This window comes from Kitasatospora sp. NEAU-CNBT7, assembly GCF_057220535.1.
This window is the reverse complement of the sequence record NZ_JBXQQB010000005.1, coordinates 289027-310653: the sequence shown is the minus strand read 5'-3', so window position 1 is coordinate 310653 and position 21627 is coordinate 289027. Positions and strand designations below refer to the sequence as shown.

Annotated in this window: 12 protein-coding genes; 6 read left to right on the top strand and 6 right to left on the bottom strand. The window is 72.6% G+C overall.

Annotation, left to right across the window (positions count from 1 at the left end):
• Positions 1-36: 36 nt before the first annotated feature.
• The 3 genes from AC2TEW_RS09705 to AC2TEW_RS09695 form a co-directional block, all read right to left on the bottom strand.
• Positions 37-1080, bottom strand: a complete 1044-nt coding sequence (locus AC2TEW_RS09705) for a LacI family DNA-binding transcriptional regulator (protein ID WP_484622944.1) — start codon at positions 1078-1080, stop codon at positions 37-39.
• A 162-nt stretch (positions 1081-1242) separates the two neighbouring features.
• A complete protein-coding gene (locus AC2TEW_RS09700; RefSeq protein ID WP_484623016.1) occupies positions 1243-3777 on the bottom strand; it encodes a pectate lyase-like domain-containing protein in 2535 nt (844 codons plus the stop codon).
• Positions 3778-4144: 367 nt separating this feature from the next.
• Complete coding sequence (locus tag AC2TEW_RS09695) at positions 4145-5389, bottom strand: ROK family transcriptional regulator (RefSeq protein WP_484622943.1); 1245 nt, start codon at positions 5387-5389, stop codon at positions 4145-4147.
• Positions 5390-5534: 145 nt separating this feature from the next.
• Here AC2TEW_RS09695 and AC2TEW_RS09690 point away from each other — a divergent pair, with 145 nt between their 5' ends.
• The 4 genes from AC2TEW_RS09690 to AC2TEW_RS09675 are packed head-to-tail and all read left to right on the top strand — an operon-like array spanning position 5535 to position 9978.
• The gene (locus AC2TEW_RS09690; RefSeq protein ID WP_484622942.1) at positions 5535-6848 is read left to right on the top strand and encodes an ABC transporter substrate-binding protein; all 1314 of its coding nucleotides are present in this window, start codon (positions 5535-5537) and stop codon (positions 6846-6848) included.
• A 1-nt stretch (position 6849) separates the two neighbouring features.
• A complete protein-coding gene (locus AC2TEW_RS09685) occupies positions 6850-7767 on the top strand; it encodes a carbohydrate ABC transporter permease (RefSeq protein WP_484622941.1) in 918 nt (305 codons plus the stop codon).
• Positions 7760-8602: a carbohydrate ABC transporter permease gene (locus AC2TEW_RS09680; RefSeq protein ID WP_484622940.1), complete on the top strand. Its 843-nt coding sequence runs from the start codon at positions 7760-7762 to the stop codon at positions 8600-8602. Before AC2TEW_RS09685 ends, AC2TEW_RS09680 begins: the two co-directional genes overlap by 8 nt.
• Positions 8603-8637: 35 nt before the next feature.
• Entirely contained in the window at positions 8638-9978 is a 1341-nt protein-coding gene (locus tag AC2TEW_RS09675; protein ID WP_484622939.1) for a GH1 family beta-glucosidase, read from the top strand.
• 86 nt (positions 9979-10064) lie between these two features.
• Here the strand turns inward: AC2TEW_RS09675 and AC2TEW_RS09670 are convergent, their stop codons facing one another.
• Entirely contained in the window at positions 10065-12110 is a 2046-nt protein-coding gene (locus tag AC2TEW_RS09670) for a CocE/NonD family hydrolase (protein WP_484622938.1), read from the bottom strand.
• 279 nt (positions 12111-12389) lie between these two features.
• Between AC2TEW_RS09670 and nicT the strand changes: the two genes are divergently transcribed.
• Positions 12390-13496 carry a Nickel transporter NicT gene (nicT, locus tag AC2TEW_RS09665; RefSeq protein ID WP_484622937.1) on the top strand — a complete coding sequence of 369 codons (1107 nt, stop codon included), beginning with the start codon at positions 12390-12392 and terminating at the stop codon, positions 13494-13496.
• A gap of 118 nt (positions 13497-13614) precedes the next feature.
• On the opposite strand, the gene AC2TEW_RS09660 is transcribed toward nicT, so the two are convergent.
• Positions 13615-15738 carry an NPCBM/NEW2 domain-containing protein gene (locus tag AC2TEW_RS09660; protein ID WP_484623015.1) on the bottom strand — a complete coding sequence of 708 codons (2124 nt, stop codon included), beginning with the start codon at positions 15736-15738 and terminating at the stop codon, positions 13615-13617.
• Positions 15739-16214: 476 nt separating this feature from the next.
• Between AC2TEW_RS09660 and AC2TEW_RS09655 the strand changes: the two genes are divergently transcribed.
• Complete coding sequence (locus tag AC2TEW_RS09655) at positions 16215-18638, top strand: DUF8508 domain-containing protein (protein ID WP_484622936.1); 2424 nt, start codon at positions 16215-16217, stop codon at positions 18636-18638.
• Between the two features lie 83 nt (positions 18639-18721).
• Here the strand turns inward: AC2TEW_RS09655 and AC2TEW_RS09650 are convergent, their stop codons facing one another.
• On the bottom strand, positions 18722-21418 hold the full coding sequence (locus tag AC2TEW_RS09650; RefSeq protein ID WP_484622935.1) for a PKD domain-containing protein: 2697 nt from the start codon (positions 21416-21418) through the stop codon (positions 18722-18724).
• Positions 21419-21627: the final 209 nt, after the last annotated feature.

Below are 21627 nucleotides of genomic sequence, written 5' to 3'. Positions count from 1 at the left end.
GGTGCCGGAGCCGGGCCTGACGGCGGTGGGCGGCGGTCAGGCGGATTCGCGGACGATCAGGCGGGGTTCGAACAGGACCGAGACGGGGCCCTCGCCGGGGTGTTCGATCCGGTCGAGCAGCAGGGCGGTCATCCGCTGGGCCATCTCCTCGACCGGCTGGCGGACCGTGGTGAGGCGGGGGTGGGCGGTCGTGGCGGCGCTGCTGTCGTCGAAGCCGACCACGGCGACGTCGTCGGGCACCCGGCGGCCGTGCTCGCGCAGGACCGCGAGGACGCCCTGGGCCATCAGGTCGTTGGCGGCGAACACCCCGTCCAGGTCCGGGTGTTCGGCGAGCAGCCGGGTCATCGCGGCGGCGCCCCCGGCCAGTGTGAAGTCGCCGGCCGCCTCGGGCGCCCAGGGCCGGCCGTGCCGGGCCATCGCCTCCCGGAAGCCGGCCTGCCGGTCCTGTCCGGCGGGCAGGGCGGCGGGCCCGGTGACGGTGACCACCCGCCGGCAGCCGCGGGCGGCGAGGTGGTCGGCGGCCAGTCGGGCGCCGTCGTGGTTGGCGAGGTCGACGTAGCCGAGCGGCAGCGGGGTGGCGGGCCGGCCGAACAGCACGGTCGGGAGTCCGGCCTCGGCGAGCCGGGCGGGCAGCGGGTCCCCGGCGTGGGTGGAGACCAGCAGGGCGCCGTCGGCGCTGCCGCGCCGCAGGTAGCCGACGGCCTGGTCGCGGGAGGCTGGGTCGTCGGCGAGCATCAGGACCGGGTGCATGCCGAGCGGGCGGAGTCCGCCGAGCACCCCGCCGACCACCCGGCCGAAGAACGGGTCGGTGAACAGCATCCCGTCGCCGCCGGTCCGCCCGGCCCCGGAGACGATCAGTGCGACGGTGTCGGCCCGCCGGGTGACCAGCGAGCGGGCGGCGCCGTTGGGGACGTACCCGGTGGCGGTGACCGCGCGGCGGACGGTCTCCTGGATGGCGGGGTCGACGTTGCGCACGCCGTTGACCACCCTGGAGACGGTGGAGCGGGACACCCCGGCGACCCGTGCGACGTCCTCCAGGGTGGCCGGGCGGGCTGCCGTGCGCTGGAGGGCGTCAGTCATACGCGTTGTTATAGCACTTGGGCGACATGCCGTCAGGCGGGCCGGGAGAGCGCTCCACCCCCGGCCGGTCGGGACCGGCCGGCCCCGCGGGTGGAGCGCTCGTCCAGGGGGACCGCTCGTCGGGCGGACCTGCCCGGGGGCGTCAGCCGCGGTCGGGACGGCTCACGGGTAGGAGACCACGTTGGACGGGGTGGTCGAGGTGCCCGAGGTGGCGGCGCCGACGTCGTTGATCACGTGGTCGAACTGGCCGTTCCCGCCGAGCGAGTTGACCAGGACGTCGTGGAACTTGACGCCCGGCCGGTTCGGGGCCTCGAAGCCGTGGTCCATCCGGATGGTCGGGTCGACGTTGAAGTAGCAGTACGAGCCGAGGCCCCAGCCCTCGTGGACGGTGACATTGTCGTCCACCTTGTAGGCCGCGAAGCCCTTGGTGGCGCCGTTCTGGACGGCGGCCTGGTTGGGCGCGTCGTAGGCGATCTCGTTCTGGTAGAAGATCGTCCGGCCGCGCTCGCCGGACCACTCCACGTCGTACTTCTTGAAGTGCTCCACGAACAGGCCGGTGGCCAGCACGTCGTTGCCGCGCACCACCATGCCGTAGTCGGACGGGTTGGCCGTCCAGCCGACGCCGGCGCCGTGGTCCGCGCGCCACAGCCAGGTGTGGTCGACGATGGTGCTGTTGGCGTTGACCACCATGGCGGTGGTGGCCGAGCCGGGTCCGGCGCCGCCGATCCGGGCGAAGACGTCCTGCACGGTGGTCGGGTCGGCCGCGTGGTCCGCGGTGGCGCCGTCCGGGCCGACCTGGAGCAGGGCGGGCGAGTTGACGGTGCCGGCGTCGAACAGCAGACCGGCCAGCCGGATGCCGTCCACGTCGGCGGTGCGCATCGCGACCACGCCGTTGTCGGGGACGACGGTGGCCAGGCCCAGGCCCAGCACCACGGTGTCCGGCCGGGTCACCTCGATGGTCCGGTCGACGTGGTGGACGCCCGGGGTGAACAGCAGGTTGAGGCCCTGGGCCAGCGCCTGGTTGATGGTGGCGGCGGTGGCGCCGGGCTTGACCAGGTAGAACTGGCTCAGCGGCAGCGAGGTGCCGGCGCCCGGGCCGTTCGCCCAGGAGACGCCGGTGGCGTTGGTGCGCTTGCCGGGTACGAAGACCCGGTAGTCGTTGCCGTCCAGGTAGAGGAACGGCTTCTCCCGGGAGACCGGGGTGGTGGCGAGCGTGGTGTACGGCGGGTTGGGGAAGCTCTGCGCGGGGGCGCCCTGGACGCCGGAGAAGGTCTGGTTCCAGACGCCGTTGGTGAAGCCGCCGATCGCGCTGTCGCGGGTGTACCACTGCTGCTGGGAGTAGTTGCCGACGGTGCCGTCGATCTTCGAGTCGGCGATGTAGCCGCCGCTGGCCCAGCCGTAGCCGTTCGGGGCGAGGTTGAGGCCGCCCTGGACGTGCATCCGGCGGAACGGCGCGGCCTGCGAGACCGCCCAGCGGTCGGTGCCGCTGACCGGCTTCAGCGAGAGGTTCTCCGCCGAGCGCCAGAAGTTCTGGGTGGCGTTGCCGCCGAACCAGCCCGCGTCCACGGTGACGTCGCCGTTGAACACGGTGTCGTCGGGGCTGAGCCCGAGGCCCGCGATCGAGGTGTAGAAGCCGATCTGGGCGTTGAGGTTGCTGTAGGTGCCGGGCTTGAACAGCAGCGCGTAGCGGTCGCTGCCGAACTGGTTGGACTCCTGCTTGGCGAAGACCTCGTCCACCTTGGCCTGGATGCCGGGTGTGGCCGGGTCGAAGACCAGCACGTTCGGCCCGAGGTCGCCGCCGCCCTGGACCGGCGGCACGCTCGGTCCGCCGCTGGCGGTGTGCACGGCCAGCTCCCACAGCGAGTAGCCCCAGGCGGTGCCGCGCGCGGTGCCGTTCATCCGCAGGTAGCGGCCGGAGCCGGTGACATCGAGGGTCTCGGTGCCGCCGGTGCCGGTGGTGGTGGAGTAGACGGTGGTCCAGCTGGTGCCGTTGTCGGAGGTCTGCAGCTGGTAGGCCTTCCCGTAGGCGGTCTCCCAGTTGAGCACCACCTGGCAGATCTGCTGGGTGGTGCCCAGGTCGACCTGGAGCCACTGCGGGTCGCTCGCGGCGGAGGACCAGCGGGTGCCGGTGTTGCCGTCGACGGCGAGCGCGGCGCCGGTGCCGCCGTTCTCGGTGGAGGACGCGGTGGCGGGCCGGCCCTGGGCGGCGTCGGTGGTGCCGCAGCCGCCCGGGGTGGTGCCGGCGAAGGAACCGAAGACCTGGAACTCCCAGAGCGAGTAGCCGTAGCCGGTGCCCCGAGTGATGCCGTTCATCCGCACGTACCGCCCGGAGCCGGCGACGGTGAGGGTCTCGGTGCCGCCGGTGCCGGTGGTGGTGGCGTAGACGGTGGTCCAGGTGGTGCCGTCGGCGGAGGTCTGGATCTGGTACGCCTTGCCGTACGCCGCCTCCCAGTTGAGCACCACCTTGCCGATGGTGGCGGTGGCGCCGAGGTCGACCTGGAGCCACTGCTGGTCACTGGCGGCGGAGGACCAGCGGGTGCCGGTGTTGCCGTCGACGGCGAGCGCGGCGCCGGTGCCGCCGTTCTCGGTGGAGGAGGCGGTGACCGCCTTGCCCTGGGAGATCAGGGTGTCGGCGGCGTGTGCGGCGGTGCTCGGAAGGGCGAGCACCGCACCGGAGAGCAGGGCCAGGCCGAGCAGTCCGGCCGAGCCGCGCCGGCCGGGGCCGGTCCGGCCGTCGGGGCGTGCTGAAGTGAGCCTCACGGGCTTCTCCTGCGATGGGTGGGGTGGGTGGGGGTGACGCGGGTGGGGGCGCGCGGGGGTGGCCGGCCGGGCCCGGCGGAAGGTGTCCGGCGAGCGGCGCAGGGGCGCCGGTCAGGTGGCGGGCCCGGGTGGGGCGATGGCCGGGAGAGCGCTCCCCGGCAGGAGTGTCGGGGCGCCCGAGAGCGGGTGTCAACCCCCGTGCCCAGAATCGCATCGGGCGTCATCTCCCGTTCCGGGCAGCCGGGTTGAGCGGAGGGGCGGCCTGCGCGGACGGGATCGGCGCTGGTGGGGCGGTCCCGGCCGGTCAGCTCGCGGCGGGCGCGGCGGGACCGGAACGGGCCGGGAACTCGCCGCCCGAGTCGAGGAACCGGGACAGCGGCAGGGTGGCCGCGCCGACCGTCACGGCGTCCGGGCCGAGCCGGCCGAGTTCGATCGAGGTCTGCGCCCGCGGGAAGCGCAGCGCGTACGCGGTGGCGGCGTCCCGGACGGCGGGCAGCAGCCGCGGGCCGAGCATCAGGCCCGCCCAGCCGCCGATCACGATCCGCTCCGGGTTGAACAGGTTGACCAGGTCGGCGATGGCCGCGCCGAGGTACTCGGCGGCCTCGTCCAGCAGCTCGACGGCGGCGCTCTCGCCGGACTCCGCGGCGGCCAGCAGCGCGGCCAGCCCCGCCTTCTCGCTGCTCCCGGCCGGGGCGGCGCCCCACCGCTCGACCAGCGCCTCCGCGCCGACGTAGGCCTCCAGGCAGCCGCGCGAACCGCAGCGGCACAGCCGCCCGCCCACGTGCACCTTGGTGTGGCCCCACTCGCCGGCACTGCTGGTGGCGCCGCGGAAGCGGGCGCCGTCGGCGATCACACAGGCGCCGACGCCGGAGCCGAACAGCGCCACCACCGCGTGGAGCGCGCCCCGGCCCGCGCCGAACCACATCTCGGCCTGGCCGAGCGTCTTGGCGCCGTTGTCGACGAACAGCGGCAGGTCGGTGCCGGCCCGCAGCAGCCGGCCGAGCGGCACGGCGTCCCAGTCGACGGTCTGGCTGTGCACCACGATGCCGAGCCCGTCCTCGGCCGCCGCGTCCTGCTCGACGATGCCGGGCACGCCGACGCCGACGCCGAGCACGGTCCGCGGGTCGGTGCCGGTACGGGCCAGCACCTCGGCGAGTCCGGTGAGGATCAGCTCGACCACGTGGTCGACGTCGTGGCCCTTGTCGGAGAGCGGGTGGTCGCTGGCGGCGAGTTCGCCCAGGGCCAGGTCGAACAGGGCGACCCGGACCTGGGTCTCACCGACGTCCACGCCGACCAGGTGGGCGCGGCCCGGGGTCACCTGGAGCAGGATCCGCGGCCGTCCGCCGTCCGACTCCACCGAGCCGCACTCCTCGACCAGCCCGTCGGCGAGCAGCTCGCCGGTCACGTTGCTGACCGAGCCGGCGCTGAGGCCGGTGATCCGCCCCAACTCCTGGCGGCTGAGCGGCCCGTCGAAGTACAGCCGGCGCAGCAGCGTGGATCTGCTGCCCCGCCGCAGGTCACGTACGGTCTGCTTGCCTCGAAGCGTCATGGACTCTCCCTCCTGGGTTGAATCTATCGCTGCGCGAAGTCTTGACGCCAGCTTTTCTCACACGTTAAATCACGCCTTGAAGTAAGCCGCTGGGCCTCGTACTTCACCCCCCACCACGCCACCCCGCCCGAGAGGGGCAACGGTCATGCGCATCAACCGCCTCGCCGCCGCCACCGCATTCGCCGCCACACTCGCCCTGACCGTCGGCGCCTGCGGCGGAGGCTCCAGCAGCTTCGGCGGCGACAACAGCAGCCCCGGGACTCTCACCTACTGGGCCTCCAACCAGGGCACCAGCCTGGAGAACGACAAGGAGGTCCTGGAGCCGGAGCTGAGAAAGTTCGAACAGCAGACCGGCATCAAGGTGAAGCTGGAGGTGGTGCCCTGGTCCGACCTGCTGAACCGGATCCTCGCCGCCACCGCCTCCGGCCAGGGCCCCGACGTGCTGAACATCGGCAACACCTGGTCCGCCTCGCTCCAGGCCACCGGCGCCCTGCTGCCCTTCGACGACGCCACCTTCGCCAAGATCGGCGGCAAGGACCGCTTCCTGCCCGCCACCATCGCCTCGGCCGGCGCCGCCGGCCAGGACCCGGCCGCCGTCCCGCTCTACTCCATGGCCTACGGCCTCTACTACAACAAGAAGGCCTTCGCCGAAGCCGGCATCGCGAACCCGCCCGCCACCTGGGACGAACTGGTCGCCGACGGCCAGAAGCTCACCAAGGACGGGAAGTACGGCCTCGCCATCGAGGGCGGCAACGTCTCCGAGAACGTCCACCACGCCTTCGCGCTCGGCCGGCAGCACGGCACCGGCTGGTTCGATGCCGCCGGCAAGCCCGCCTTCGACAGCCCCGAGGCGGTCGGCGCGGTCAAGCAGTACGTCGACCTCATCGCCAAGGACAAGATCGCCGCCCCCGGCAACGCCGAGTACGCCAACAACCAGTCCGTCACCGACTTCGCCACCGGCAAGGCCGCGATGCTGATGTGGCAGTCCGCCGGCGCCAACCTCAGGTCGCACGGCATGAACCCGGACGACTTCGCGGTCGCCCCGATCCCCGTCCCGGCCGGCGCCACCGGCACCAAGGCGACCACCTCGATGGTGGCCGGCATCAACCTCGCCGTCTTCAAGAACACCAAGAACCTGGACGGCGCCCTGCAGTTCGTGAAGTTCATGACCGGCGACGAGGAGCAGAAGCAGCTCAACAGGACCTACGGCTCCATCCCGCCGGTCAAGGCCGCCCAGGCCGACCCCGCCTTCGCCACCCCGGAGCTCAAGGCGCTCTCCGACGTCCTCGCCACCAGCGCCCAGCCGCTGCCCCAGGTCGCGAACGAGAGCCAGTTCGAGACCCTGGTCGGCACCGCCGTGAAGAACCTGCTCGCCGAGGCCGCCGCCGGCAAGCCGGTCACCGACGACACCGTCAAGGCCGAACTCACCAAGGCCCAGCAGCAGATGCCGGCCAACTGACGTGATCCGCAAGCGACTCGGCCGCACCGGCCTGCCCTACCTGCTCCTGCTCCCCGCCCTCGCGCTGGAGCTGCTGATCCACCTGGCGCCGATGGTGGTCGGCATCGTGATGAGCGTCAAACAGCTCACCCAGTTCTTCATCCGCGACTGGTCCGCCGCACCCTGGGCCGGCCTCGGCAACTACCGGGTGGCGGTGGACCTCAGCGCGCCGGTCGGCCGGTCGCTGCTCAACTCGTTCTGGGTGACCTGCGCCTTCACCGCGCTGTCGGTCGGCCTGTCCTGGCTGGTCGGCACCGCGGCGGCGATCTTCATGCAGGACACCTTCAAGGGCCGGGGCCTGCTGCGGGCGGCCTTCCTGCTCCCGTACGCGCTGCCGGTGTACGCCGCCGTGATCACCTGGTCGTTCATGTTCCAGCGCGACACCGGCCTGGTCAACCACCTGCTGCACGACCAGCTCCACCTCACCTCCGGCCGGCCGTTCTGGCTGATCGGCGACAACAGCTTCACCGCCCTGGTCACCGTCTCGGTCTGGAAGTCCTGGCCGTTCGCCTTCCTCACCCTGACGGCCGGCCTGCAGAACATCCCACGCGAGCTCTACGAGGCCGCCGCGATGGACGGCGCCGGCGTGTGGCAGCAGATCCGCCGGATCACGCTGCCCTCGCTGCGCCCGGTCAACCTGGTCCTGGTCCTGGTGCTGTTCCTGTGGACCTTCAACGACTTCAACACGCCGTACGTGCTGTTCGGCAAGTCGGCTCCGCAGGCGGCGGACCTCATCTCCATCCACATCTACCAGTCCTCCTTCGTCACCTGGAACTTCGGCTCCGGCTCGGCCATGTCCGTCCTGCTGCTGCTCTTCCTGCTGCTGGTGACGGCCGGCTACCTGTTCGCCACCTCGCGCCGGAAGGGTGCCGATGATTGACCCGCCCGCCTCCTACCGGTGGACCCGCCGGATCGCCCTCACCGTCCTGCTGGCCTTCACCCTCACCCCGGTGCTGGTGATGCTCAGCTCCTCGCTGAAACCGCTGCGGGACGTCCAGGGGCCGTTCCGCTGGATCCCCAGCACCGTCACCCTCCGGCCGTACGCCGACATCTGGAAGACCGTCCCGCTGGGCCGCTACTTCGTCAACTCGCTGATCGTCTCGGCCGGAGCCACCGTCTGCTCGGTGCTGATCGCGATCCTCGCCGCGTACGCCGTCAGCCGCTACCGCTTCCGGGGGCGGCGGCTGTTCACCGTCACGGTGCTCTCCACCCAGATGTTCCCGGGGATCCTGTTCCTGCTGCCGCTGTTCCTGCTCTTCGTCAACATCGGCAACTCCACCGGCGTCGCCCTCTACGGCAGCCGCGGCGGACTGATCCTCACCTACCTCACCTTCTCGCTGCCGTTCTCGATCTGGATGCTGGCCGGGTACTTCGACTCCATCCCGCGCGACCTCGACGAGGCCGCCGCCGTGGACGGCTGCGGGCCGCTGCGGACCCTGGTGCGGATCGTCGTCCCCGCCGCCGTCCCCGGCATCGTCGCGGTCGCCGTGTACGCCTTCATGACCGCGTGGGGCGAGGTGCTGTTCGCCTCCGTGATGACCAACGACGAGACCCGCACCCTCGCCGTCGGCCTCCAGGGCTACGCCACCCAGACCGACGTGTACTGGAACCAGGTGATGGCCGCGTCCCTCGTGGTCAGCGTCCCGGTGGTGGCCGGCTTCCTGCTGCTGCAGCGCTTCCTGGTCGCCGGGCTGACGGCCGGCGCCGTCAAGTGATCCACCGTCGGACAACCCTCCCCGAAAGGCATGCCGTGAACGACCTCAGTGCTCTCCCGGACGGATTCGTCTGGGGTGCGGCCACCGCCGCGTACCAGATCGAGGGGTCCGTGGCCGCTGACGGCCGCGCACCCTCCATCTGGGACACCTTCTCCCACACCCCGGGGAAGGTCGCCGGCGGCGACACCGGCGACACCGCCTGCGACCACTACCGCCGCTGGCCCGAGGACCTCGCCCTGATGCGGCAACTCGGCCTGGACGCCTACCGGTTCTCCATCGCCTGGCCCCGGGTGGTGCCGCACGCCGACGGCCGGGTCAACACGGCCGGCCTGGCGTTCTACGACCGGCTGGTGGACGCCCTGCTGGAGGCCGGCATCACCCCCTTCCCCACCCTCTACCACTGGGACCTCCCGCAGGCCCAGCAGGACCGCGGCGGCTGGCCCGAACGCGACACCGCGCTGCGCTTCGGCGAGTACGCGGCCGTGGTCGCCGAGCGCCTCGGCGACCGGGTCACCCACTGGGCCACCCTCAACGAACCGCTCTGCTCCGCCTGGATCGGCCACCTCGACGGCGACATGGCCCCCGGGTGGCAGGACCTGACCGCCGCCGTCCGCGCCTCCTACCACCTGCACCTCGGCCACGGCCTCGCGGTCCAGGCACTGCGGGCGCACGTGCCCGGCGCCCGGATCGGCATCGTCAACAACCTCTCCACCATCCGGCCCGGCAGCGACCGCCCGGCCGACCACGCCGCCGCCCGCCGGGCCGACGGCCACATCAACCGCTGGTGGCTCGACCCGGTGCTCGGCCGCGGCTACCCGCAGGACATGGTCGACCTCTACGGTGTCGAACTCCCCGTCCAGGACGGGGACATGGAGCTGATCTCGGCCCCGCTCGACTGGCTCGGCCTGAACTACTACTTCCGCCAGATCGTCGCCGACGACCCCACCGGCCCCGCCCCGTACTTCCGCCAGCTGCCCGGCCCCGGCCCCGAACACACCGCGATGCCGTGGGAGGTGCACGCCCCCGGCATCGAGGAACTGCTGCTGCGGCTGACCGAGGAGTACGGCGCCCGGCAGCTCTACGTCACCGAGAACGGCGCCGCCTACCGCGACACCGTCGCCCCCGACGGCACCGTCCACGACCCCGAGCGGACCGCCTACCTGGAGCGGCACCTCGCCGCCTGCGCCTCCGCCGCCGCCCAGGGCGCCCCGCTGGCCGGGTACTTCGCCTGGTCGCTGCTGGACAACTTCGAATGGGCCTACGGCTACGACAAGCGCTTCGGCCTGGTCCGGGTCGACTACGAGACCCAGCGGCGCACCGTCAAGACCAGCGGCCACCGGTACGCGGAGCTGATCCGCGCCCACCGGGCCCGCTGAGCCCACCCCCTTCCGGACCGCCCCCGAAACGGGCCCGGCGGCGCCGGCCGCCGGGCCCCGCGGCATGCCGGACCTGCCGGGCGGCCTCAGCAGGCCGACCGCGGGATCCGGCGCTCCCAGTCGCGTTCGAACAGCACGGCGCCGCCCTCCAGCGCCCGCAGCCGGTTGCGGGTGACGAAGTGCGTGGCATCGCAGCGGATCTCGGCCCGGAGCTGCACGGTGGCGTCCCAGCCGATCTCCGGACGCTCCAGCCGGACCGTCAGATCGGTCCTGGCCTGCGCGCTGAGCGGGTCGTCGGCGCGGATCCGGTACGCCTCCACGGTGTGCTCCGCGACGACCAGGCCGTCGGGCAGGGTGTACGGGCCGGCCGGGCCCGGCGAGGTCTCCAGCCGCCACTCGCCGGCCGCGACGTCGTGCACCAGCAGCCGCTCGGGCCTGGCGGTGAGCGGTTCGGACACCCGCACGGCGGGCGGGAGCGCCTGCTCGGGCGGCTCGAAGGCGACCGGCGGGCTGCCCGCGTCGGCGGCCAGGTGGCGGACCGGCAGGGTGAGCACGCTGCCACCGGGGTCGACCTCGAAACCGGCCGCGTCCGGCTGCGGCCACACCCACGGCCAGTACGCGGAGGACAGTGCCAGCCGGATCCGGTGGCCGGCCGGGACGTCGTGCGCGATGCCGGCCAGGTCGAACTCCACCTCCTCGACCGCGCCCGGCTCCCAGTCCACCACCCGGTCGGTGCCGTGCCGGGCGGACAGGCCGAGCACCCCCCGGGTGACCAGCGCGGACGAACCGTCCGGCGCCACGTCGCAGAGCCGGGCGGCGACCTGCCCGCGCCGGGTGTCGCAGCGCAGCCGCAGCCGTACGGCGGGCCGGCCGAGCAGCTCGACCGGTTCGGGCAGCGGCGCGGAGTCGAAGCAGACCGACCTGCCGTCCTCCTCCCGCTGGTCCGGCGGCAGGTCGGCGCCGCCACCGGCGGGCACCTGGCGTCCGGCGTCCACCCCGGTGTGCTGCGGCGAGCGGACCCGTACGAACCGGTCGGCGGAGGCGGTCCCGGCGCCCCGCAGCGCGCCGTCGAGACCGTAGTGCACCTCCCGGACGTCGGGGGAGGGCCAGCCGTCCTCGCCCACCCAGCGGCCGGGCCGGTTGGCGTACGCGGCGGCCGGCGGCACCGACTCGTTCATCCAGCTGCGCAGCGCGGGTCCGCCGGCGGTGCCGCTGCCGGAACCGCCGTCGCCGCCGGGGCCGTGCAGCCACTGCTCCCACCAGCGCAGGGTCTCCTGGAGGAAGCCGATGGCGGGGCCCGGCGGAAGTCCCTGGTCGGGGTACTGCCGCGGCCACGGGCCGATGATGCCGCGGGTGGGCGCGTCGAGCTGCTCGACCAGCCGCAGCACGGCGTCCCGGTGCGGATCGGCCCAGCCGCCGACGGCCAGGACGGCGGCGGTGACCGCGTGGTGGCGGTCGCGGATGCCGCCGTCCCGCCAGTAGGCGTCCCGGCTCTGGTGGGCGAGCCGGCGGTGGACCACCGGTTCCAGGGCGTCCAGGCGCTCCAGCCACAGCTGCCGCCAGCGGTCGCCGACGTAGCGGGGGTCCGGCGGGCGGGCGGCCGAGGCCAGGTCGGCGCAGGTGCGGTTCTGCAGGCCGGTCGCCAGCAGGGTGCCGCCCAGGTAGTGGGCGTCCTCGTGGTCCTCGTCGCCGGCGCAGACCGCGACCACGGCCCGGAGCGGGGCCGGGTCGAGCGCGGCGACCCGCAGCGCGGTGCGGCCGCCGCGGCCGAGGCCGAACATGCCGACCCGGCCGCTGCACCAGGCCTGCCCGGCCAGCCACTCCACCACGGCGGCGCCGTCGGCCGCCTCCGTCCCGGTCTGCTCGTCCTCCGGCAGGCCCTCGGAGTTCCCGTGGCCGCGGGCGTCGACCCGGACACTGGCGTAGCCGTGGCCCGCGTACCAGGGGTGCCGTTCGGCGTCCCGTACGACGGTCCGGTCGGTGAGCCCGTGCGGCAGGTACTCCAGCAGGGCCGGGACCGGCTGCTCGGTGACAGGGCGCCAGATCCGGCCGAACAGCAGGGTGCCGTCGGGCAGCGGGATGCGTACGTCCTCGCGGGTGGTCGGGTACGGGTAGGAGGCGGGGTGCCGCATGGTGGCTGCTCCCTGGGCGTGGGTGGTGCTGCTGGCGGGTGGCCGCCGGGCGGTCGCCGAATCCGACAATAGTGGACATCTCGCCGCCTGCCCGGGCGGCCGCCGCCTGCGCGTCGCCGGGCCCGGCCGGCCCGTCCGACCCTTGCTCCCGGGAGCCTCGGGCGTCCGCCATGCGAGATGCAGGCAGGCGGGGGGAATTCGCTGTTGCACATGATTTGCACATGGGTACAACGGCAGGGAAAACTGTCCCGGCTCGACCCCCGTACCGAGAGGACCCCCATGCCAGCGCCTAGCCGTCTCCGCGACCGGCTCACCCGGGACGAGTGGATCCGCCTCGCGGGGATGGGTGCGTTCATCCTCGCCCTGCACGTGATCGGCTGGTTCACCCTGCTGGCGGTCATCGCGCCGCACCACTACGACGTCGGCGGGCAGGTCTTCGGGGCGGGCATGGGCCTCACCGCCTACACCCTGGGGATGCGGCACGCCTTCGACGCCGACCACATCGCCGCCATCGACAACACCACCCGCAAGCTGATGGGCCAGGGCAAGCGCCCGCTGTCGGTCGGCTTCTGGTTCTCGCTCGGCCACTCGTCGATCGTCTTCGGACTGTGCGCGCTGCTCGCCTTCGGCATCAAGTCGCTGGCCGGCCAGGTGGAGTCGGACGAGTCCTCCCTGCACAACGCGACCGGCCTGATCGGCGTCAGCGTCTCCGGCACCTTCCTGCTGCTGATCGGCCTGATCAACCTGGGCGCCTTCAACGGCATCCTCAAGGTCTTCCGCCGGATGCGCGAGGGCGAGTACGACGAGGCCGAGCTGGAACGCCAGCTGGACAAGCGCGGTTTCATGAACCGGATCCTCGGCCGGGTCACCCGGGCCGTCACCAAGTCCTGGCACATGTACCCGGTCGGCCTGCTGTTCGGCCTCGGCTTCGACACCGCCACCGAGGTCTCGCTGCTGGTGCTGGCCGGCGGCGCGGCCGCCTTCTCGCTGCCCTGGTACGCGCTGCTGGTGCTGCCGGTGCTGTTCGCCGCCGGGATGAGCCTGCTGGACACCATCGACGGCTCGTTCATGAACTTCGCCTACGAGTGGGCGTTCTCCAAGCCGATCCGCAAGATCTACTACAACCTCACGGTGACCGGGCTCTCCGTGCTGGTCGCCCTGGTGATCGGCAGCATCGAGCTGATCGGCCTGCTCTCCGAGAAGCTCGACATCACCGCCGGCCCGATCGGCTGGATCGCCGAGCTGGACCTCAACCTGGTCGGCTACGCCATCGTCGGCCTGTTCGTGCTCACCTGGGCGGTGGCGGCCGCGTACTGGAAGTTCGGCAAGGTCGAGCAGAAGTGGTCGACCGCGCTGCGCGAGCCGGCCGCCGTGGAGGCCGACTGAGCAGACCCCGGACCAGGGCCCCGGACCGGTGGCGCAGGGCCCGCCCGACAGCTGTCGGGCGGGCCCTGCGTGCGTTTCGCGGTGCCGCCGGGTACCGGGTCGGACCGCGGTCAGCGGTTCAGCAGGTCAGCTGCGGGGCCGCCCAGTCGGCGTGGTCGGAGGCGGCGCCGTCGCCGCCGTCGGTGACCACGAGTCGCAGCTCCAGCGCTCCGGTGAGGTCGGCGGTCAGGTGCTTCGCCGCGTCCTGGTAGGTGAGCAGGCCGCTGTCGGCGACCTTGGTGCCGTCCTTCCAGATCTGGAACACCACCGAGCCGCGGGTCGCGGACTCGTCGTCCACGCCCACGTCGGTGGTCAGGCCGGTGCAGTCGCCGCCGAGGTAGTAGGTGATCTCGCTGTACGCGTTGGTGCCGAGGCCCTTGGCGTAGGTGGCGCCCTGGACGGTGATCGGGTGGCCGTCCCCGGCGGGGGCCTCGTTGTTGCTGCGGTCGCGCTCGACCGGGCCCCAGCCGTTGACGGCGGCGGACCAGGGCAGGTCGCTCAGCGGGTGGGTGCCGGCCGAGGGGCCGCCGCCGCAGGCGAGCCGGGGCTCGGCCCAGTCGGCGTGGTCGTAGTTCATGCCGTCGCCGGCGTCGGTGACCACCAGTCGGAGCCGGGCGCCGCCGGTGAGGTCGGCGCTCAGGTGCTTGACGGGGTCGCGGCCGGTCAGCCGGCCGCTGTCGGCGACCTTGGCGTCGTCCTTCCAGATCTGGAAGTCCACCGAGCCGTTGCCGCCGGTCTCGTCGTCGACGCCGACGTCGACGGTGAGGTTGCGGCAGGTCCCGCCGAGGAAGTAGCCGACCTCGCTGCCCGCGTGGACGCCGAGGCCGCGGCTGTACTGGGTGCCGCGCAGGGCCAGGGTGCGCCCGTCGCCGGCCGCGGTGTCACCGTTGGAGCGGTCGCGCTCCACCGGGCCCCAGCCGTTGACCGCGGAGCTCCAGGACAGGTCGCTCAGCCGGTTCATGCCGCCCGGCGGCGGGACCGGGGTGCCCGGGGTGACCTTGAGCATCACCGTGCCGTGCGGCGGCACCGAGGCGCTGATCGCACCGGTGGTGCTGCTGCTCTGCTTGCTCCACAGGTCCTTGACGGCGTACGAGGTGGCGCCGCCGATGCCGACCGCCTGGACGGTGGTGGCCACGGTGGCGGTGTACGAGCCCTCGTTGGTCAGGGTCACCGAGCGGCTGCCGTCCGCGAGCGGCTTGGACATCACCACCTTGCCGCCGGCGGAGGACACCACGGTGCCCTGCCGCCCCAGCGGGTCCTGGTCGACGGCTATCACGTCCTTGTTGGTCAGGATCGCGAGCGTCTCGGGGTCGGCGGTGCGCAGGTCGGTGCCGATCAGCAGCGGGGCGGCCATCTGGGCCCAGAGGCTGAAGTGGGTGCGGTACTCGGTGTCGGTCATGCCGCCGTTGCCGACCTCCAGCATGTCCGGGTCGTTCCAGGCGCCGATCCGGGCGTACGGGGCGAGCTGCTGGTTCTGGTGCGCGATGGTGATCATGCTGGACCAGGTGTCGCTGATGTCCCCGGTGGTGCGCCAGGAGTTGCCGACCGGCTGCGCCCAGCCCCAGGGCTGGTTGGCACCCCACTCGCAGATCGAGAACAGGATCGGGCGGCCGGTCGCCGCGAGCGCGTCCCGCATCGCCTTGTAGCGCTGCTGGGCGTCCACGCCCTGGTTGTTGCAGTTGTCGTACTTCAGGTAGTCGACGCCCCAGGACGCCCACAGGGCGGCGTCCTGCTGCTCGTGGCCGAGGCCGCCGGGGAAGCCCTTGACGTCACAGGTCTTGCTGCCGGCGCTGGAGTAGAGGCCGAACTTGAGGCCCTTGTCGTGCACGTAGTCGGCCAGCGCCTTGATGCCGTGCGGGAAGCGGACCGGGTCGGGCACCAGGTTGCCGGCCGCGTCGCGGGCGGGCAGGGCCCAGCAGTCGTCGAGGTTGACGTACCGGTACCCGGCGTCCTTGAGGCCCTTGGAGACGAACAGGTCGGCGATGCCCTTGACCATCGCCTCGTCGAAGTCGTCCCCGCACCAGGTGGAGTTCCAGTTGTTGAAACCCATCTGCGGGGTGAGGGCGAGTCCGTTGTCGAGGGCGAGCGCGGGCGGGGCGCCGGCCAGCTGGACGGCCGCGGTGAGGGCCACGCCGCCGGCGAGTAACGCGAGCGAGGTGAGCGCGGACGCCGAACGGCGGCGCCAGGAGGCTCTGCGGGACAGCACGTGAGGGCTCCTGCGGGTGAGGGGTGGCCGGTTGCGAAGGCGATCAGAAAGCAACCAAAGCCAACGCGTTCCAACGTAATGTCACACATGACAGCGCCGTTTCATGGCCGCGTCAAGAGTGTTGACACACCGTCTGTTCCGCGTGGCACCCGGCGCCCGGGGAGAACTGACCGAAACCAACAGCCCGCGGACCGCGCGTTGGAAAATGGTGGATCATGAACGGCCCGGGTCGGTCGGCGCGGGCGGCGGTTGGGCGTGTCTGCGCCAAGAGTTAACGCACAGGCCCTTGTCGGGTCATTTTCTACGCGCGTATCTTGGCTTCGCCGAAGCGCCCACAGGCTTCGGATCTACGCGAGTAGTAAGCGCTCTGACACACCCTCAAGCGCCCGGAGACGTCCCGTCGGCCGGGCCACCTCGCTGCCCGGAACCGGCCCGCCGTGACGGCCGGGCAGACCTAAGGAGTCCTGATACCGGTGTCCAAGCCCACCGCCGCCCGCTCACGCCGGGCGCTGCTGCGCGCCACCATCATCCCGGCCGGCGTCGCGGCCTCGCTCGTCCTGGTCCCGCTGCCGGGCGCCGTCGCCGCGCCCTCCGCCGACGCGGTGATCTCCGAGGTCTACGGCGGTGGCGGCAACTCCGGCGCCACCCTGAAGAACGACTTCATCGAGCTCGCCAACAAGGGCGGCGCCGCGTTCGGCCTGACCGGCTGGAGCGTGCAGTACATCTCGGCCAGCCCCGGCCCGACCTCCACCTGGAGCGTCACCCCGCTGACCGGTTCGATAGCCCCCGGCGGCCGCTTCCTGGTCGCCGAGTCGGCCGGCACCGGCGGCACCGTCGAGCTGCCCGCCCCGGACGCCACCGGCACCCTCGCGCTGTCCGGCACGGCCGGCACCGTCGCCCTGGTGCAGGGCACCACCGCGCTCACCTGCAAGACCGCCGCGGACTGCGCCGCCGACCCGAAGGTCCGCGACCTGGTGGGCTTCGGCACCGCCGTGGTCCGCGAGGGCAGCGGCCCCGCCGCCGGCGCGAGCAACACCGCCTCGGTGGCCCGCGCGGCCGACCTCGCCGACACCGACGACAACGCGGCCGACCTCAAGGCCGGCGACCCGACGCCGACCAACAGCAAGGGCGACACCACCGGCGGCCCGACCACCCCGCCGAACCCGACCGAGCCCGGCTCGGTGCGGATCCACGACATCCAGGGCAACACCCGCATCTCGCCCAAGGCCGGCCAGACCATCCAGGGCATCCCCGGCGTGGTCACCGGCGTGCGCACCTACGGCTCCAAGGGCTTCTGGATCCAGGACACCGCCCCGGACGCCGACCCGGCCACCAGCGAGGGCGTGTTCGTCTACACCGGCAGCGCCACCCCGACCGTCAAGGCCGGCGACGCGGTCCTGGTCACCGCCAAGGTCAGCGAGTACTACCCGAACCAGGCCGGCGGCAGCCAGTCCGTCACCGAGCTGACCAACCCGCTGGTCACCGTGGTCTCCTCCGGCAACCCGGTGCCCGCCCCGGTGGTGCTGAACGACGACTCCATCCCCGAGGCGTACACCGCCGACGCGGCCGGCGCCTCGATCGAGGCCAACACCCTCAAGCCCGGCAGCTACGCGCTGGACCTGTTCGAGTCCCTGGAGGGGATGAACGTCCAGGTCAAGAACGTCCGCGTGGTGCAGGCCACCGACCAGTACCACGAGCTGTGGGTCGAGGCCCGGCGCGAGGACGAGAAGTCCAAGCGCGGCGGCGCCATCTACCTCGGCTACGACCGGCCCAACTCCGGCCGGCTGATGGTGCAGGCGCTCGCGCCCGAGGCCGAGAAGCCGTTCCCGCTGGCCAACGTCGGCGACCGGCTGCAGGGCGTGACCTCCGGCCCGCTGGACTACAACCAGTTCGGCGGCTACACCCTGGTGGCGTCCGCCCTCGGCACGCTCCAGGACAACGGCCTGCAGCGCGAGGTCACCAAGGAGGCGGCGGCCGGCGAGCTGTCCATCGCCACCTACAACGTCGAGAACCTCGACCCGAGCGACCCGGACAGCAAGTTCAGCGAGCTCGCCAAGGGCGTGGTGACCAACCTGCGCTCGCCCGACATCGTCACCCTGGAGGAGATCCAGGACAACAACGGCGCCACCAACGACGGCACCGTGGACGCGAGCGCCACCGTGGCCAAGTTCATCGCCGCGGTCAAGGCGGCCGGCGGCCCGGCGTACGAGTGGCGCTCCATCAACCCGGAGAACAACAAGGACGGCGGCGAGCCCGGCGGCAACATCCGCCAGGTCTTCCTGTTCAACCCGCAGCGGGTCTCCTTCACCGACATCGCCGGCGGCAGCGCCACCACCGCCGTGGACGTCACCGGCAAGGGGAAGACCACCGCGCTGACCGCCTCCCCGGGCCGGATCGACCCCGGCAACGAGGCCTGGAACACCAGCCGCAAGCCGCTGGTCGGCCAGTTCTCGTTCAAGGGCAAGAAGGTCTTCGTCATCGCCAACCACTTCAACAGCAAGGGCGGCGACCAGGGCATCGACAGCCGCTTCCAGGCGCCGACCCGCTCCTCCGAGGTGCAGCGGGTCAAGCAGGCCGGCATCGAGCAGGCCTTCGTCGCCAAGCTGCTGGCCGCCGACCCGCAGGCCAAGGTGGTCTCGCTCGGCGACTTCAACGACTACCAGTTCTCCCCGGCGCTGACCGCGCTGACCAAGGACTGCGTGCTGCGCGACCTGGTCGACGAGCTCCCGGAGAAGCAGCGTTACTCCTACGTCTACCAGGGCAACTCCCAGGTGCTGGACCACATCCTGGTCAGCCCCGGGCTGACCCACGCCAAGTACGACGTGGTGCACATCAACAGCGAGTTCGCGAACCAGGCCAGCGACCACGACCCGCAGGTGGTCCGCGTCAAGCCGTGACGCCCCGTCGGTGACCGCACGGCACGAAGCCCCCGGGACGACCCGGGGGCTTCGTGCTGCCGTGGGCAGGGATGCGGGGAGGGCTACAGCTGCGCGGCCGACAGCAGCGTCACCGGGGCGGTGGCGCCGCCCGCGCCGGGCGCGGTGACGTCCGCCCAGGTGGACCAGCGGCCGGCGGTGTAGTCGCCGTTCGCGTTGAAGACGTGACCGTTGCTCAGGCCGTACAGGCGCAGCGTGTTGTAGCTGCCGCCCCAGGTGGTGGCGCTGAGCTGGGTGACCGAGCCGCGGAGCCCGGTGACGGCGGTGACGTCGGCCCAGGTGGTCCAGGTTCCGGCCCGGTAGTCGCCGGTGGCCTGGTGGACGTTGCCGCCGGCCACCGCCAGGACGTGGAACTTGGCGTCGATGGCGGCGGCGGACAGCTCGGTGATGCCCGAGGGGTTGCCGATGGCGGCGCTGAGGTCACCGCTGCTCCACCGGCCCGCCGTGTAGTCGCCGTCGGCGATCCGGACCCGGCCGTCCGCGCCCAGCACGGCGACGTGCAGGGCGTTGCCGATGGTGGCCGCGGCGATGCGGGTGGCGCCGGCGGGCAGCCGGGCCTCACCGGTGATGTCGCCCCAGGCGCTCCACCGGTCGGTCGTGCGGTCGTGGGTCGCCTCGTACACCCGGCCGTTGGAGACGGCGACCAGGTGGGTGGTGGTCCCGATGGCGGCGGCGGCCACCTGGGTCACGTTGGGGAGGGCCCCGGCGCCGGCGGCACCGGTCACCTCGGACCAGGCGCTCCACTGGCCCAGGGTCCCGGTCATCGGCACCTGGCTCATGTTCCGGTCCGCGCCGTAGATCCGGCCGCCCGCGACCGCGAAGGTCCGCAGCCGGTCCCAGTGGACGCCGACGGTGGTCAGCGCGGTCACCTGGTCGGGCGAGAAGGCCGCACCGGTGGCCCCGACCGGGGCGAACGGCGCCCAGAGGCTCCGGTCGGGGACGTTCCCGGCGTCGAGGAGCCCGTCGGAGGTCCGGGCGATCACCTGGACGCGCGGGGCCGACGGCAGCAGGACCTCGTAGGCAGGGTCGGCCTTGACCACGACCTGCTTGGTCCTGGAGGCCGTGCGGCCGGCGTCGTCGGTCGCCGTGACCTTGATGCTGTAGGTGCCGGACTGCCAGTAGGTGTGGACGTTGTACTGGTCGTTGGTGAGGACGGTGCCGTCGCCGAAGTCGACCTGGGTGGAGGTGACCGTGTAGGGCGAGGTCGAGGCCGGCTTGACCTGCACGCCGAGCGTGGTGTCGACCTCGGTGGTGAAGTCGGCGACCAGGTCGGCCGGCGCGGACACCTGCACCGGGAAGCCGGTCGTGGCGACCCGCTCGCCGCGGGCGTCGGTCAGGGTCGCCACCACGGAGTAGCTGCCCGGCCGTTCGTAGGTGTGGCCGACCTCGGCGCCCGAGCTGCTGACGACCGGCGCGGTGCCGTCGCCGAAGTCGTACGTGTAGGTGACGAGGGGGGAGTTCCACTCGTTGGCGGCCTGGGCCTGCGCCTTCACCGCGAACGGTGCGGCTCCCTTGGGGAAGCGGACCTGCTCGCCGCGGAGGGTGACGTTGGCGGTGCGCAGGCCGGTGCGCTCGACGGCGCCGCGGTCCCGGGTGGTGCCGCGGGGACCGGTGTTGGCGACGGCCGGGTGGTCGACCGGGACGGCGCCGAACAGGTCCGTGCCGACGCCGGGCGCGTCGGGGTCGCCGGAGTCGATGGCCGCCGGCGCGCTGTCGGGGAGCCGGTTGAAGGGCCAGTTCAGGGACGGGTCGAAGTTGGTGTCGAGGTCGGTGTCGTGCCCGCCCTGGCCGGTCGCCGACCGGAACGCGGCGACCGTCTGGTAGCCGGTGCCGGCCCAGTCGTAGGAGGCCCCGCCGGGCCACGGGTGGACGGTGTTGTAGTCGACCTTCGCCGTGGCCGCGGCGCCCGCGGAGACCACGACCGGCGACAGCTTCTGTGCGCAGGTGCGGCCGTCGTAGCGGGAGTTGTCCTCGTTGTGCAGGGTGATGAGGTTGTTCTCGACCACCGCGCCCGTGGAGGCTCCGCCGAGCACCACCCCGGCGCCGCACGGGAAGGCGACGGTGTTGTTGGTGACCGCGGAGTCCGGGGCGTCGGTGACGGTGATCGCGGTCGGCATGACCGAGTTGAAGTCGTTGGCCGTCACCAGGGTCGACCGCGCGCCTTCGACGAGCACCCCGGCGGAGCCGAGGAAGAGGTTGCGGCTGACCGTCACGTGGTCGCTCGCGCCGGAGACCCGGACGGCCGCGGGGCCGGTCTCGACGGTGAAGAGGTTCTGGTCGACCGTCACCCGGCTGGAGTCGGAGACCGCCACCGCGGTCTCGGCCTCGTCGTCCTGGAATCCCCGGACGACGACGTCATGGACGTTCGCGAGGACGAAGGCCTTCTCGCCGGGGGTCTTGTGGTGGAGGGCCGGCAGCGAGGAGTTGTCGACCTGGAGCGTCCCGCCGAGGAAGGTGATCGGCTTGTCCGCCGTGCCGGACCTGGTGACGTGCACCTCCTCCTGGTAGCCGGCGGGGCTCGGCAGGACCCGGACCGTCTGGCCCGGTTCGGCGGCCTTCGCCGCGGCGGAGATGGTGCAGTACGGCTGCGCGACGGTGCCGCCGCCGGTGTCGGTGCACTGCGCGGTGTCGTTGTTGTTCACGACCAGGACGGCGGAGGCGGCCGTCGCTGCGGGGATCGGAAGTCCGAGGACGGTGGTGACCGCTGCTGCGGTCAGTCCGGTGGCATGTCTCAGACGCACGTGGGCTTCTCCTGGGTCAGGGCGTAGCCCGCGACGCCGCCCTGGCGCACCTTCGAACGCTGGGCGGAGAAGCGGTGAAGATCCGCACAGCTTGTCACTCGAACGACCCTGCCGTCGAACCGGATTCCGGGGCGGAGGGGGGGGGGGGGGGGGGGGGGGGGGGAGGGGTGGGGGGGGGGGGGGGAGGGGGGGGGAGGGGGGGGGGAGGG

Bases quoted from the DNA above. Each gene is read 5' to 3' on its own strand.
- AC2TEW_RS09705 (WP_484622944.1), bottom strand. From the start codon at position 1,080: ATGACTGACGCCCTCCAGCGCACGGCAGCCCGCCCGGCCACCCTGGAG.
- AC2TEW_RS09695 (WP_484622943.1), bottom strand. From the start codon at position 5,389: ATGACGCTTCGAGGCAAGCAGACCGTACGTGACCTGCGGCGGGGCAGC.
- AC2TEW_RS09690 (WP_484622942.1), top strand. From the start codon at position 5,535: ATGCGCATCAACCGCCTCGCCGCCGCCACCGCATTCGCCGCCACACTC.
- AC2TEW_RS09680 (WP_484622940.1), top strand. From the start codon at position 7,760: ATGATTGACCCGCCCGCCTCCTACCGGTGGACCCGCCGGATCGCCCTC.
- AC2TEW_RS09670 (WP_484622938.1), bottom strand. From the start codon at position 12,110: ATGCGGCACCCCGCCTCCTACCCGTACCCGACCACCCGCGAGGACGTA.
- nicT (WP_484622937.1), top strand. From the start codon at position 12,390: ATGCCAGCGCCTAGCCGTCTCCGCGACCGGCTCACCCGGGACGAGTGG.